Consider the following 15,286-nt stretch of genomic DNA (forward strand, 5'->3'; position numbering starts at 1 on the left):
GCACGATCATGCCCGGGAGGCCGAGTGTGCGGCAGCCCCGTACCATGGACACAGCCGTGGCGCGTCCGCCCGGCGGGCGTACGAGGAACAAAGAGACGCCGCACCCACGATCCGAGAGAAGCGCAAGCCACTCATGCCCACGCGCCACGACATCCGTAACGTAGCCATCGTCGCCCACGTCGACCACGGCAAGACGACCATCGTCGACGCCATGCTCAAGCAGGCCGGCGCCTTCGCCGCGCACCAGCTGGACTCCGTCGACGACCGCATGATGGACTCGAACGACCTGGAGCGTGAGAAGGGCATCACGATCCTGGCCAAGAACACCGCCGTGAAGTACCACCCCAAGGACGGCGGGGCCCCGATCACCATCAACATCATCGACACCCCTGGCCACGCCGACTTCGGCGGCGAGGTCGAGCGCGGCCTGTCGATGGTGGACGGCGTGGTGCTGCTGGTGGACGCCTCCGAGGGCCCGCTCCCGCAGACCCGCTTCGTGCTCCGCAAGGCGCTCCAGCGCCGGATGCCGGTCATCCTGTGCATCAACAAGACGGACCGCCCCGACTCCCGGATCGACGAGGTCGTCAACGAGACGTACGACCTCTTCCTCGACCTGGACGCCGACGAGGACCAGATCGAGTTCCCGATCGTCTACGCCTGCGGCCGGGACGGCGTCGCCTCGCTGACCAAGCCGGAGGACGGCACGGTCCCCGCGGACTCCACCAACCTGGAGCCGTTCTTCACCACCATCCTGGAGCACATCCCGGCCCCGACGTTCGACGAGGAGGCCCCGCTCCAGGCGCACGTCACCAACCTGGACGCCGACAACTTCCTCGGCCGCATCGCGCTGCTCCGCGTCGAGCAGGGCGAGCTGCGCAAGGGCCAGACGGTCGCGTGGATCAAGCGTGACGGCACCGTCTCGAACGTCCGCATCAGCGAGCTGATGATGACCGAGGCGCTCACCCGCAAGCCGGCCGAGGTCGCGGGCCCCGGCGACATCTGCGCCGTCGCGGGCATCCCCGACATCATGATCGGCGAGACGCTGGCCGACCCGGAGAACCCGATCGCGCTGCCGCTGATCACGGTCGACGAGCCGGCCATCTCCATGGTCATCGGTACGAACACCTCCCCGCTGGTCGGCCGCGGCGCCACCGGCAAGGGCGCGGACAACAAGGCGGCCGTCAAGGACCGCAAGGTCACCGCCCGCCAGGTGAAGGACCGCCTCGACCGCGAACTCGTCGGCAACGTCTCGCTGCGCGTCCTCGACACCGAGCGCCCCGACGCGTGGGAGGTGCAGGGCCGCGGCGAGCTGGCGCTGGCCATCCTCGTCGAGCAGATGCGCCGCGAGGGCTTCGAGCTGACCATCGGCAAGCCGCAGGTGGTCACCAAGGAGATCGACGGCAAGGTCCACGAGCCGGTCGAGCGCATGACGGTCGACGTGCCCGAGGAGCACATGGGCGCCGTCACGCAGCTCATGGGCGTCCGCAAGGGCCGCATGGACAACATGTCCAACCACGGCTCCGGCTGGGTCCGCATGGAGTTCGTCGTGCCCTCCCGCGGCCTCATCGGCTTCCGTACCGAGTTCCTGACCCAGACGCGCGGCACGGGCATCGCCCACTCCATCCACGAGGGCCACGAGCCGTGGTTCGGCACGCTGACGACCCGCAACAACGGCTCGCTCGTCGCCGACCGCTCCGGCGCCGTCACCGCCTTCGCGATGACCAACCTCCAGGAGCGCGGCGTCCTCTTCGTGGAGCCGGGCACCGAGGTGTACGAAGGCATGATCGTCGGTGAGAACTCCCGCTCCGACGACATGGACGTCAACATCACCAAGGAGAAGAAGCTCACGAACATGCGGTCGTCCTCGGCCGACTCGTTCGAGGCGATCGTCCCGCCGCGGAAGCTCTCGCTGGAGCAGTCCCTGGAGTTCTGCCGCGACGACGAGTGCGTCGAGGTCACCCCGGAGGCGGTCCGCATCCGCAAGGTGAACCTGGACGGCCGCGAGCGCGCCCGCGCGGCCTCCCGCGCCAAGCACGGCTGACGCCGACGCACACAGGAGCACCACGGTCCGCGCGCACGGCGCGGGCCCACCGACGGCCGCCGGGTCCCGACCCGGCGGCCGTCGGCCGTTCCCGGGGGCTTCCGGGGCCGCCCTCCGCGCCGTCCGGCCGGCCTCCGCGACCGGCGCCGCACGGTACGTCCGACGGGTTCACGTCAACGTGTTTTCGATCGCGAAGCGTCCGGTTATCGATCGTCGCTCTCCGGAACCTGTGTTAACAGTCCGTTTCGCACGTGTCTGTCTGTGCTCAGTTTGTCTGGATTTCGGTCAGCGGCACTTGGGCGATGTTGTCAAAACGAGACCCTTTAAGTGTGGTTTACAGCCCGGACGTACTTAATAGTTGGCTCCACTGAGCTCGGGTCGATGGGTCACGCGCTGTGGGGAGCGCCGACTCACGAGCACACGTGGTACAGCACTTCGCCGTCAGGGGTGTCGGCGGAGTGCCCCGTACCCAACCATGCAGTGATACGTGGACTCATGAGGAGGAACCCATGCGCGGTGCCACGAGCGCCAGTGGGGTCGGGTCGTCGCAGCTGGCTCCAACGGCCGGTCACCCGTGTACGTCAACCGGTCGGGCCGCTTGCAGCGGTCGGCGATTCTGAGACCCGGTCAACCGCTCGGCTCGCGCTCCTCCGGGGGGTAATCCACCCCTGCCGACCTTCCCTTCCGGCCTCTCGCCACGGGTCCCACCCGTCCGGCGGGCGGTGCTGCCGCCTTACCCCTTCACGGGTGCCCGGCATGCCCGAAAGGCCCAGGTGGGAACGTCGGGCAGCGGATCCGACCGACCGGGTGCACACCACCCGGCCGTCGCCGCACGCGCAGGACCGCGGGTCATCCGACACCCGTGAAATGGACACACCATGACCAGTCCAATTGAGATCGAGGGCCGCGAAGCCTCCGTCACCTTGGACAAAGACACCACGGCCAAGACCGAAGCCGCGGAGGAGACGAAGCAGGGCCACCAGGGCCGCTCGCCCGGCCAGTTGATGTGGATGCGCTTCAAGCGCGACCGCGTCGGCGTCATCTCCGCCTTCGTGGTGCTCTTCTACTTCGTCATCGGCGCCCTCGCGCCCGTCATCTCCGCGCTGTACGGCAAGGACCCGTACACCCTGTACCCCTCGGTGCCGGGTTACGAGAACATCCTTGACGACTTCAGCATGCCGTACGGCACCTTCGGCGGCGTCTCCGGCGAGTTCTGGTTCGGTGTCGAGCCCAAGTTGGGCCGTGACGTGTTCACCATGCTCATCTACGGCATCCGCACGTCGCTGTACATGGCTGTCGTCCTCACGGTGCTGTCCGTGGCCACCGGTGTCGTCATCGGCATGGTGAGCGGCTTCTTCGGCGGCAAGACGGACTACTGGCTGGGCCGCACCACGGACTTCTTCCTCGCCTTCCCGAGCCAGCTCTTCTTCATCGCCTTCATGCCCGTCGTGACCGCGATGTTCGTCTCCCCGACGGACGAGACGCCCACGTACCTGCGGGCCGTCGCCATCCTCCTCGTGATGTGGTTCCTCGGTTGGATGGGCATGGCGCGTCTGGTGCGCAGTTCCGTACTCTCCTTGCGGGAACGGGAGTTCGTGGAGGCCGCGCTCGTCTCCGGCGCCTCGCGCTGGCGGATCGTGCGCAAGGAGATCCTGCCCAACATCGTGACGCCGATCCTGGTGCAGGGCACCTACATGCTGCCCAGCGCCATCCTCAGCATCGCGTTCCTCTCGTACGTCGGTGTCGGCTTCGTAGAGCCGACACCGGACTGGGGCCGCATGTTCGCCATCGGCTCCGAGATCTACGAGCAGGACCCGGCGTTCATGATCTTCCCGGGCGTCGCCCTGGTGATCTTCGTCCTCGCCTTCAACCTGCTCGGCGACTCCGTACGCGACGCGTTCGACCCCAAGACCGGACGGTGACGTCCACGTGCGGGGGAGCTGCCGCCCCCGCACCGGGCAACCGGACGGCAGGCAGCACTTTTCTGGACAACGACTCACAGGTAGGTGCACGAGCATCATGAAGTCAATCCGATCGCGTTCCGCGCGCGCCATAGTCGTCGCCATGGCGGCCGGCTCCCTCGTGCTGACCGGCTGCAGCAGCAACAACGGCGGTGGCGCTCCGAAGGAGAAGGCCCCCGACGCCAGCCACGCCGCCGCGCAGTCGAAGCCCGTCGCCTACGGCGACGCCGCTGCCTCCGCCGGTCCCGCCAAGGAGGTCGCCGGTGCGAAGTCCGGCGGCTTCATCGAGGTCTACCAGCAGTCCGACCTCACCCACATGGACCCGGGCCAGATCTACGTCTCCGACGCCGGCCAGTTCGCGAACCTCGTGTTCCGCAAGCTGACGAACTACCAGGAGGACGCCAAGGGCAACCTGACCGTCGTCGGTGACATCGCCACCGACTCCGGCCAGACCACCGACGGCGGCAAGACCTGGAAGTTCACACTCAAGGACGGCATCAAGGACGAGGACGGCAACGTCATCACCTCGGCCGACGTCCGCCACTCCATCGAGCGCCTCTACTCGAAGGTCATCTTCGACGGCCCGTCGTTCGTCCAGACCTGGCTCTCGGGTGACGACTACCGCAAGGCGCTGCCGGACGGCCCGTACACGGGCAAGCACCTGCCGGACACCGTCCTGGAGACCCCGGACGCGAAGACGGTCATCTTCAAGTTCGACCAGCCCCGCCCGGACCTGCCGCAGGCCCTGGCCATGGCCGGCTACGCCATCGTGCCCGCGAAGCAGGACACGAAGGAGAAGTACGACAAGGCCCCGAAGGCGCTCGGTCCGTACAAGATCGCCGAGTACAAGGCGGGCAAGTCCCTGAAGCTGGTCCGCAACACGCACTGGGACCCGAAGACGGACGCGGTCCGCCACCAGTACCCGGACGGCTACAACTTCACCAACACCATCGACGTGGCGAGCCAGACCAAGCGTCTGATCGCCGACCAGGGTGAGGCGAAGAACGCCATCCAGTTCACCGACTCGGTCGAGACCACCCTCGTCCGCGACGTCGTGACCAAGCCCGAGGTCAACAAGCGCACCATCAAGGGCTACCAGCCCTACGTCTGGCAGCTGACGTTCAACCTGGACAAGCTGAAGGACAAGAAGGTCCGCGACGCGATCACGTACGCGATCCCGAACGAGCGGATGATCCAGGCCGACGGCGGCAAGTACGGCGGTGAGGTCGCCGGCGGTCTGTTCGCCCCGACCCTGCCGGGCCACGACCCGAACTACGACCCCTTCGGCAAGAAGACCAAGCCGAACGGCGACCCGGAGAAGGCCAAGCAGCTGCTGAAGGAGGCCGGCGTCAAGCCCGGCACCAAGCTGACCTACGCCTACGCGAACACCCCGCGCGGCCAGGCCCAGTCCCAGATCATCAAGGACACGCTCAACTCCATCGGCTTCAACGTCCAGGCCAAGGAGATCGAGCGGAAGAGCTTCTACGAGCAGATCGGCAAGGTCAAGAACCCGTACGACCTGTACATGACCGGCTGGGGCCAGGACTGGTCCTCCCCGTCCACGGTCGTCACCCCGGTCTACGACGGCACCCTCATCGCTGACGGCGCCTCGAACTACTCGCACATCAACGACCCCAAGGTCAACGCCCTCATCAAGGAAGCGCTGAAGCTGCAGCCCGAGCAGGCCGCCGCCAAGTGGGAAGAGGCCCACAAGCGCATCGTCGAGGAGATCAACCCGGCTGCCCCGGTCTACTACTCGAAGCAGCTGCAGCTCTTCGGCTCGAACGTCGGCGGCGCCCGCTACAGCACCAACTCCAGCTACATCAACATCAACGACCTGTTCGTGAAGCAGCCGTAGTCCCGGACATCGGCTGACCCGTGGGGGCGCGCGCCAGGCGGAGCGCGCCCCCACGGGCCCTGAACCCCTCACTGCCCCGCCGCTTCCGAAGAGAGCAGCCGCCCGCCATGCTTCAGTTCCTCATCCGCAGGTTGACCGGCGCCGTCGTCATCATGTTCCTGATCGGCGCGTTCACGTTCTTCCTGTTCTACGCCATTCCCCAGGACTTCGCCGCCCTCTCCTGCGGCAAGAACTGCTCGCCGGAGAACCTGGCCGTCATCCGGGAGAACCTCGGACTCGACAAGCCCATCACCACCCAGTTCTGGACCTTCATGGTCGGGATCGTGGCCGGTCGTGACTTCGCCGTCGGCCACTGCGCCGCCCCGTGCCTGGGAGTGTCCTTCAGCTCCGGCAACTTCGTGTGGGACTCCATCGTCGACCGGTTCCCGCTCACGCTCTCCCTCACCATCGGCGGCCTGATCATCTTCCTGGTGCTGGGGCTCGGCTCGGGCATGCTCGCCGCCTGGAAGCGCGGCACGAAGGTCGACAAGCTCGTCTCGGGCGCCTCGATGGTGCTCAGCTCCTTCCAGATCTACTTCCTCGGCGCCCTCGTCCTCGGTGTCCTCGTCTACCAGACGGGCTGGATGGCGAACCCGAGCTACACGCCGTTCTTCGAGGACCCGCTCGCCTGGGCCACCGGTCTGCTCATCCCCTGGGCGGTCATGGCGACGATCTTCACCGCGCAGTACACCCGTATGGCGCGCTCGACCATGATCGAGCAGCTCCAGGAGGAGCACGTCCGCACGGCGAAGGCCAAGGGCATGCCGCAGAAGTACGTCTTCTTCCGGTACGCCTGGCGCGGATCCCTGACGCCCATCGTCACCATCATCGGCATGGACCTCAGCGCGCTGCTCTCCGGCGCCGTCGTCACCGAGTTCACCTTCGACCTTGCCGGCATCGGCCGTCTCGCGGTGGAGTCGTCGACCAGCAACGACCTGCCGCTGACGATGGGCGTGATGCTGTTCGGCGCCTTCTTCATCCTGCTGCTGAACATCATCGTGGACATCGCCTACGCCTACATCGACCCGCGCGTGCGCCTCGCCTAGGAGAACGACCGTGACCACACTGACCAAGACCGAAGACACGCCGGCCCCGACCGGGCCGGGGGGCTTCCTCTCGGTCCGCGACCTGCGCGTGGCCTTCTCCACCGAGGACGGCGTCGTCCGGGCCGTCGACGGGCTCTCCTTCGACATCGAGCGCGGCAAGACGCTGGGCATCGTGGGCGAGTCGGGCTCCGGCAAGTCCGTGACCAACCTGACCGTGCTCGGTCTGCACAACCGCAAGTCGACCGACATCCAGGGCGAGATCATCCTGGACGGCCAGGAGCTGACCACCGCCTCCGAGAAGGAGCTGGAGAAGATCCGCGGCAACAAGGCCGCCATGATCTTCCAGGACCCGCTGACGGCGCTCTCCCCGTACTACACGGTGGGCCGGCAGCTCTCCGAGCCGTTCATGAAGCACCGCGGCGCCTCCAAGAAGGAGGCGAAGGACCGCGCGATCGAGATGCTGACGAAGGTCGGCATCCCGCAGCCGCGGACCCGCTTCGACGACTACCCGCACCAGTTCTCCGGCGGCATGCGCCAGCGCGCCATGATCGCCATGTCGCTGATGTGCGACCCCGAGCTGCTCATCGCCGACGAGCCGACCACCGCGCTCGACGTCACCGTGCAGGCCCAGATCCTGGACCTGCTGCGCGACCTCCAGCAGGAGTTCGGCTCGGCGATCATCTTCATCACCCACGACCTCGGCGTCATCGCCAACATGGCCGACGACCTGCTGGTCATGTACGCGGGCCGGGCCGTGGAGCGCGGCAGCGTCCGCGAGGTGCTGCGCGAGCCGAAGCACCCCTACACGTGGGGCCTGCTCAGCTCGATGCCGCGCCTCGGCGGTGACACCAGCGAGCCGCTCGTGCCGATCCCCGGCACCCCGCCGAGCCTGCTGAACCCGCCCAACGGCTGCCGCTTCCACCCGCGGTGCCGGTTCAAGAGCGAGGTCCCCGGCGACCGCTGCTCGACCGAGCGGCCCCTGCTGGCGGACGGCCGCGCCGCGGCCTGCCACCTCACGGCGGACCAGAAGCAGTCCATCTTCATCGACCAGATCAAGCCCCGGCTGGGCTAGGAGTCGCAGAGACATGAGCGAGAACGTCACTCTGCCGCAGCAGGGAACACCGCAGCAGGGAGAACCGCTGCTGAAGGTCGAAGGGCTGACCAAGCACTTCCCCATCTACGGCGGCTTCCCCTTCAAGCGCCAGGTCGGCGCCGTCAAGGCGGTCGACGGGGTGGACCTCACCGTCCACCAGGGCGAGGCGCTGGGCCTGGTCGGCGAGTCCGGCTGCGGCAAGTCGACCACCGGCCGGCTGATCACCCGTCTGCTGGAGCCCACCGGCGGAAAGATCGAGTACGCGGGCGTCGACATCACCCACGCCAAGCGCAAGCAGCTGGCGCCGATCCGGTCCGAGATCCAGATGATCTTCCAGGACCCGTACTCGTCGCTGAACCCGCGCCAGACCGTCGGCTCGATCATCAAGAGCCCGATGGAGGTCAACGGGATCAACCCGCCCGGGGGCCGCGAGAAGCGCGTCCGCGAGCTGCTCGAGACGGTCGGCCTGAACCCGGAGCACTACAACCGCTTCCCGCACGAGTTCTCCGGCGGCCAGCGCCAGCGCATCGGCGTCGCCCGCGCCCTGGCGCTGGAGCCGAAGCTGATCGTCGCGGACGAGCCGGTCTCGGCCCTGGACGTGTCGATCCAGGCGCAGGTCGTCAACCTGCTGCAGAAGGTCCAGGAAGAGATGGGCATCGCCTTCCTCTTCATCGCCCACGACCTGGCGGTCGTCCGGCACTTCTCGCAGCGCGTCGCGGTGATGTACCTGGGCAAGGTCGTGGAGGTCGCCGACCGCGACTCCCTGTACAACAGGCCCCGCCACCCGTACACGCACGCGCTGCTGTCGGCCGTGCCGGAGGCGACCGTCGACGAGCCGCAGCGCGAGCGCATCCGCCTCGAAGGTGACGTTCCGTCGCCGATCAACCCGCCGTCCGGCTGCCGCTTCCGCACCCGCTGCTGGAAGGCGCAGGAGAAGTGCGCCACGGACGACCCGCCGCTCGTCCGGATCGCCGGCAACGCCGAGGGGCACCTCACCGCGTGCCACTTCCCGGAGGAGCCCACGATCAGGTCGGACAAGGAGGTCGTCCTGGACCCGGCGCTGGCGGCGCTGGAGTCCGACGCCAAGTAGGACGTCCGCGTACCGAGGCCCCCCGCCGCACGGCGGGGGGCCTCCGGCGTACCCGGGCCGCGGGCGCGGACCCCGAGGGCATCGAGGCGGGGGCCTCCGGCGCACCCGGACCCGCACCCGGACGAGCGGCGGCGGACCCCGTGCCGAGGAGCCCGCCCCGGCGTCCGCCCCGGCACCCCGTTGGGTGCCGTGCGCGTGCACGGCCCGCCACCCTGGGGCGATAGTGGGCTAAGCCCGGCAGACCGGCCCAAAGCCCCCAGGAGGCACCCATGCGCGGAGCCAGCCAGCCCACGAAGTGGGTCGCCTGCGCCGTCGCCGTCGTGCTCGCCGTGTCCGCGACCGCGTGCGGCGGGGGCGGGGGCGGGGGTGGCGACGGCATCCTCAGCTCATCGTGGGGCGACCCCCAGAACCCCCTGGAGCCCGCCAACACCAACGAGGTCCAGGGCGGCAAGGTCCTCGACATGCTCTTCCGCGGGCTCAAGCGGTACGACCCGGAGACCGGCGAGGCCAAGGACATGGTCGCCGAGAAGATCGAGACGCCCGACTCGCAGAACTTCACCGTCACCCTGAAGGACGGGTGGACCTTCAGCAACGGCGAGAAGGTCACCGCGAAGTCGTTCGTCGACGCCTGGAACTACGCCGCCCACCTCGACAGCAAGCAGAACAACGCCCCCTTCTTCGCCGACATCGTCGGGTACGAGGAGGTCCACCCCGAGGCCGGCAGCCCGAAGTCGAAGACGATGCGCGGGCTCGTCGTCAAGGACGAGCGCACCTTCACCGTGGCGCTGACGGACAAGTTCTCCACCTGGCCCGAGACCCTCGGCTACCAGGCGTTCATGCCGCTGCCGCAGGCGTTCTTCGCCGACCGTGCCGCGTGGCTGGACAAGCCCGTGGGCAACGGCCCGTACACCGTCGAGGCGTACACCAAGGGCAGCGAGATGCGGCTGCGCCGCTGGGACGGGTACCAGGGCCCGGACAAGGCGCGAAACGCCGGTGTCGACCTGCGGGTCTACACCGACAACAACACCGCCTACCAGGACCTGATCTCCGGCAACCTCGACCTGGTCGACGACGTGCCCGCGCAGCAGCTGAAGAACGTCCAGGGCGACCTCGGCGACCGGTACATCAACCAGCCCGCGCTGATCGTCCAGACGCTGTTCTTCCCCTTCTACCGGCCCGAGTGGAACAAGCCCGGCATGGAGAAGGTCCGCGTCGGGCTCTCCAAGGCGATCAACCGCGAGCAGATCACCCGGCAGATCTTCCAGAACACCCGCACCCCGGCCAAGGACTGGACCTCCCCGGCCCTCGGCGAGCAGGGCGGCTACTCCGACCTCTGCGGTGACGCCTGCGTGTTCGACGCCGCCGAGGCGAAGCGGCTCATCGAGGAGGGCGGCGGCCTGCCCGGCGGCAAGGTCACGCTCACCTCGAACGTGGACACCGGCTCGCACCGGCAGTGGATGGACGCCGTCTGCAACAGCGTCAACAACGTCCTCGGCCGCGGCCCGGTCTGCACCGTCAACCCCGTCGGCACCTTCGCCGACTTCCGCAACCAGGTCTCCAACGCCCGCGTCACCGGCCCGTTCCGCTCCGGCTGGCAGGCCGACTACCCGCTCATCCAGAACTTCCTGGAGCCCCTGTACTACACCGGCGCCTCCTCCAACTACGGCAAGTGGAGCAACCAGCGCTTCGACGCCCTCGTCGACCGGGCCAACGCCGAGGCCGACGAGGCCGCCGCCGTGAAGCTCTTCCAGGACGCCGAGCGCGTCCTCGCCGAGCAGATGCCGGCCATCCCCCTCTGGTACCAGAACGGCAGCGCGGGCTACTCCGAGCGGCTCTCCGACGTGAAGCTCAACCAGTTCAGCGTCCCCGTGTACGACGCGATCAAGGTCGGCTGAGCCGCCCGCAACCCGCCACCCCCGAGGAGGGCTCATGGGGCGTTACCTGGTCCGGCGGCTGCTCCAGATGGTCCCCGTGTTCATCGGGACCACCCTGCTGATCTTCCTCATGGTGTACGCGCTCGGGGACCCCGTCGCGGCGCTCTTCGGCGACAAGGCGCCCGACCCGGCCACCGCCGCCCGCATCCGCGCCGACCTCCACCTCGACGAGCCGCTCTGGAAGCAGTACCTCCTCTACATGGGGGCGATCTTCCAGGGCGACTTCGGCACCGCCTTCAACGGGCAGCGGGTCACCGAGCTGATGGCGAGCGCCTTCCCCGTCACCCTGCGCCTGACCCTCGTCGCCGTCGTCATCGAGATCGTCGTGGGCATCACCCTCGGCGTGGTCAGCGGTCTCAAGCGCGGCCGCCCCCTCGACACCGGGCTGCTCGTCCTCACCCTCGTGGTGATCTCGGTCCCCACCTTCGTCTCCGGCTACCTCCTGCAGTTCCTCCTCGGCGTCAAATGGGGATGGATCAGCCCGTCCGTCTCCTCGGAGGCCCGCTTCGACGAACTGATCCTCCCCGGCGTGGTCCTCGCGCTCGTCTCCCTCGCCTACGTCACCCGGCTCAGCCGCACCTCCATCGCCGAGAACACCCGCGCCGACTACGTGCGCACCGCCGTCGCCAAGGGACTGCCGCGCCGCCGGGTCGTCACCCACCACCTGCTGCGCAACTCCCTCATCCCCGTCGTGACCTTCATCGGCGCCGACGTGGGCGCCCTGATGGGCGGCGCGATCGTCACGGAGCGGATCTTCAACATCCACGGCGTGGGCTACCAGCTCTACCAGGGCATCCTGCGCAACAACTCACCCACCGTCGTCGGCTTCGTGACGATCCTCGTCATCGTCTTCCTGGTGGCGAACCTGCTCGTCGACCTGCTCTACGCGGTCCTGGACCCGAGGATCCGCTATGCCTGAGCCCGAGCCGCAGGAGCCCCATGCCCCCCGCGACCCCCAAGACCCCCGGGACCCCAACGGCATCGGAGAGCCCGGCGGCCCCCACAGTCCCTACGAGCCCTACGACAACCCCCGCGAGGCCGTCGCCCCCACCGGCGCCGGCGCCGCGATGGACCTCGCCATGAGCGAGGCCGAGACGCTCGACCGGCGGGAGACCGAGCCGACCGGCGAGGAGGGCGCCCCGCCCGGCCCGGGCGGCAGGCCGCGCAGCCTGTGGAGCGACGCCTGGCACCAGCTGCGCCGCAACCCCGTCTTCGTCGTCTCCGCGCTGCTCATCCTCTTCCTGCTGCTCGTCGCGGTCTGGCCGCAGCTGCTCACCGACACCGACCCGCTCCGCTGCGACCTGGACCGCTCCCAGGAGGGCTCCGCGCCCGGCCACCCCTTCGGCTTCGACACCCAGGGCTGCGACGTGTACGCCCGCACCGTGCACGGGGCCCGCGCCTCGATCACCGTCGGCGTCGCCGCCACCTTCGGCGCCGCCCTCCTCGGCAGCCTCCTCGGCGGGCTCGCCGGGTTCTTCGGCGGCTGGGCCGACGCCTTGCTCTCCCGTACCGCGGACGTCTTCTTCGGCATCCCCGTCGTCCTCGGCGGCCTGGTCTTCCTCTCCGTGGTCACCAGCACCACGGTGTGGCCGGTCGTCGGCTTCATCGTGCTGCTCGGCTGGCCCCAGATCGCCCGCATCGCCCGCGGCTCCGTGATCACCGCCAAGCAGCACGACTACGTCCAGGCCGCCCGCTCCCTGGGCGCCGGCAGCGGCCGGCTGATGCTGCGCCACGTGGCCCCCAACGCCGTGGCCCCCGTCATCGTCGTCGCGACCATCGCGCTGGGCACGTACATCGCCCTGGAGGCCACCCTGTCGTTCCTCGGCGTCGGCCTGCGCCCGCCCACGGTCTCCTGGGGGATCGACATCTCCAACGCCGCCCCGCAGATCCGCAACGCCCCGCACATGCTGCTGTGGCCCGCCGGCGCGCTGAGCGTCACGGTGCTCGCCTTCATCATGCTCGGCGACGCGGTCCGCGACGCCCTCGACCCCAAGCTGCGCTGAGGAGCCGCCGCCATGCTGCTCGAAGTCCGCGACCTGCACGTCGAGTTCCGCACCCGCGAGGGCGTCGCCAAGGCCGTCAACGGCGTCAGCTACGCCGTCGACGAGGGGGAGACCCTCGCCGTGCTCGGCGAGTCGGGGTCCGGCAAGTCCGTCACCGCCCAGGCGGTCATGGGCATCCTCGACATGCCGCCCGGCCGCATCACCGGCGGGCGGATCCTCTTCCAGGGGCGCGACCTGCTGACCCTCAAGGAGGACGAGCGGCGCAAGGTCCGCGGCGCCCGGATGGCGATGGTCTTCCAGGACGCGCTGTCCGCCCTCAACCCCGTCCTCACCGTCGGCGACCAGCTCGCCGAGATGTTCACCGTCCACCGCGGCACGTCGAAGAAGGACGCCCGCGCCAAGGCCGTCGAACTGATGGACCGCGTGCGCATCCCCGCCGCGCTCGAACGCGTCGACCAGTACCCGCACCAGTTCAGCGGCGGCATGCGCCAACGCATCATGATCGCCATGGCGATGGCCCTCGAACCGGCCCTCATCATCGCCGACGAGCCCACCACCGCCCTCGACGTCACCGTCCAGGCCCAGGTGATGGAGCTGCTCGCGGAGCTCAGGCGGGAGATGCGGATGGGCCTCATCCTCATCACCCACGACCTCGGCGTCGTCGCCGACGTCGCCGACCGCATCGCCGTCATGTACGCCGGCCGGATCGTCGAGACCGCTCCCGTGCACGACCTGTACCGGGCCCCCGCCCACCCCTACACCCGGGGCCTGCTGGACTCCATCCCGCGCCTGGACCAGAAGGGGCGGGAGCTGTACGCGATCCGGGGCCTGCCGCCGAGCCTCACCGCCATCCCCTCCGGCTGCCCCTTCCACCCCCGCTGCCCCCGGGCCCGCGACGTCTGCCGCACCAACGTCCCCCCGCTGTACGAGGTCTCCGCCGACCGCCGCAGCGCCTGCCACTTCTGGCGCGAGACCCTCCACGACGAGCCCGCCGGCAAGGAGCCCGCCGATGCCCCCCGCTGAGCCGGTCCTGGAGGTCCGCGACCTCGTCAAGCACTACCCCCTCACCCGGGGCGTCGTGTTCCGCAAGCAGGTCGGCGCCGTCAAGGCGGTCGACGGCGTCTCCTTCGAGGTGCGCCAGGGCGAGACCCTCGGCATCGTCGGCGAGTCCGGGTGCGGGAAGTCGACCGTGGCCCGGATGCTCGTCAACCTGGAACGCCCCACCTCGGGCGCCATCCGCTACCGGGGCGAGGACATCACGCGCCTGTCGGGCCGCGCCCTGAAGGCGGTGCGCCGCGACATCCAGATGGTCTTCCAGGACCCGTACACCTCCCTCAACCCGCGGATGACGGTCGGGGACATCGTCGGCGAGCCCTACGAGATCCACCCCGAGGCCGCCCCGAAGGGCGACCGGCGGCGCCGGGTGCAGGAGCTGCTGGAGGTCGTGGGCCTCAGCCCCGAGCACATCAACCGCTACCCGCACCAGTTCTCCGGCGGGCAGCGCCAGCGCATCGGCATCGCCCGCGGCCTGGCCCTGCGGCCCCGGGTCATCGTCGCCGACGAGCCGGTCTCCGCCCTCGACGTCTCCGTCCAGGCGCAGGTCGTCAACCTGCTGGAACGCCTCCAGGACGAGTTCGGGCTCAGCTACGTCTTCATCGCGCACGACCTGTCGATCGTGCGGCACATCTCCGACCGGGTCGGCGTCATGTACCTGGGCCGCATCGTGGAGACGGGGACGGACACCGAGATCTACGACCACCCCACCCACCCGTATACGCAGGCGCTGCTCTCCGCCGTCCCCGTGCCCGACCCGCGGGCGCGTGAGCGCCGCGAGCGGATCCTGCTCAGCGGCGACGTGCCGTCCCCCGCCGACCCGCCCTCCGGGTGCCGGTTCCGCACCCGCTGCTGGAAGGCGCGCGAGCGGTGCGCCCTGGAGGTGCCGCTGCTGGCCGTGCCGGCCGCCTTCCGGGACGTGGCCACCCCGGCGCGGCACGACTCGGCGTGCCACTTCGCCGAGGAGATGCACGTCGTACCGGGCGACACGGCGTCCCGCGTCGGGCAGGCGGCGCCGCCGCCGGAGCCCTCACCCGGCCCGCCGGAGCCCCCACCCGGCGAGCCCGGTCCACCCGGCCCCGGGGCGGACGGACCGGGGCCCGCGTAACCGGCGGGACACGGCGCCGACCCCGTAGCGATATACGGACACGCCACCCTGGTCGACGTA

At 69.4% G+C, this 15,286-nt stretch carries 11 protein-coding genes; all 11 read left to right on the top strand.

All coding sequences use genetic code 11. The features are described 5' to 3' along the window. Nucleotides 1-133 precede the first annotated feature (133 nt). The 11 genes from typA (at nucleotide 134) to LPA54_RS25500 (ending at nucleotide 15,226) form a co-directional block, all read left to right on the top strand. Nucleotides 134-2,041 carry a translational GTPase TypA gene (gene typA, locus LPA54_RS25450; RefSeq protein WP_228981833.1) on the top strand — a complete coding sequence of 636 codons (1,908 nt, stop codon included), beginning with the start codon at nucleotides 134-136 and terminating at the stop codon, nucleotides 2,039-2,041. Between the two features lie 878 nt (nucleotides 2,042-2,919). Further along, complete coding sequence (locus tag LPA54_RS25455) at nucleotides 2,920-3,963, top strand: ABC transporter permease (protein ID WP_228981835.1); 1,044 nt, start codon at nucleotides 2,920-2,922, stop codon at nucleotides 3,961-3,963. Nucleotides 3,964-4,060: 97 nt separating this feature from the next. Continuing rightward, nucleotides 4,061-5,860 (top strand): ABC transporter substrate-binding protein, encoded by a 1,800-nt coding sequence (locus tag LPA54_RS25460; RefSeq protein ID WP_228981837.1) that lies wholly within the window; start codon nucleotides 4,061-4,063, stop codon nucleotides 5,858-5,860. 107 nt (nucleotides 5,861-5,967) lie between these two features. Then, complete coding sequence (locus tag LPA54_RS25465) at nucleotides 5,968-6,945, top strand: ABC transporter permease (RefSeq protein WP_228981841.1); 978 nt, start codon at nucleotides 5,968-5,970, stop codon at nucleotides 6,943-6,945. Between the two features lie 10 nt (nucleotides 6,946-6,955). Next, complete coding sequence (locus LPA54_RS25470) at nucleotides 6,956-8,017, top strand: ABC transporter ATP-binding protein (protein ID WP_228981843.1); 1,062 nt, start codon at nucleotides 6,956-6,958, stop codon at nucleotides 8,015-8,017. 13 nt (nucleotides 8,018-8,030) lie between these two features. Beyond that, complete coding sequence (locus LPA54_RS25475) at nucleotides 8,031-9,128, top strand: ABC transporter ATP-binding protein (protein ID WP_228981845.1); 1,098 nt, start codon at nucleotides 8,031-8,033, stop codon at nucleotides 9,126-9,128. A gap of 269 nt (nucleotides 9,129-9,397) precedes the next feature. Then, nucleotides 9,398-11,023 (top strand): ABC transporter substrate-binding protein, encoded by a 1,626-nt coding sequence (locus LPA54_RS25480; protein ID WP_228981846.1) that lies wholly within the window; start codon nucleotides 9,398-9,400, stop codon nucleotides 11,021-11,023. A 34-nt stretch (nucleotides 11,024-11,057) separates the two neighbouring features. Further along, nucleotides 11,058-11,981, top strand: coding sequence for an ABC transporter permease (locus LPA54_RS25485; protein ID WP_228981848.1), 924 nt, complete (start codon nucleotides 11,058-11,060; stop codon nucleotides 11,979-11,981). A gap of 148 nt (nucleotides 11,982-12,129) precedes the next feature. Further along, nucleotides 12,130-13,065 (top strand): ABC transporter permease, encoded by a 936-nt coding sequence (locus tag LPA54_RS25490; protein ID WP_228981878.1) that lies wholly within the window; start codon nucleotides 12,130-12,132, stop codon nucleotides 13,063-13,065. A 12-nt stretch (nucleotides 13,066-13,077) separates the two neighbouring features. Further along, a complete protein-coding gene (locus LPA54_RS25495; protein ID WP_228981849.1) occupies nucleotides 13,078-14,088 on the top strand; it encodes an ABC transporter ATP-binding protein in 1,011 nt (336 codons plus the stop codon). Next, a complete protein-coding gene (locus LPA54_RS25500; RefSeq protein ID WP_228981851.1) occupies nucleotides 14,075-15,226 on the top strand; it encodes an ABC transporter ATP-binding protein in 1,152 nt (383 codons plus the stop codon). The genes LPA54_RS25495 and LPA54_RS25500 overlap by 14 nt, the downstream gene beginning before the upstream one ends. The last annotated feature ends 60 nt before the right edge of the window (nucleotides 15,227-15,286 follow it).

The sequence above is a fragment of the Streptomyces sp. DH12 genome, assembly GCF_020873895.1.
Classification (GTDB): Bacteria; Actinomycetota; Actinomycetes; order Streptomycetales; family Streptomycetaceae; genus Streptomyces.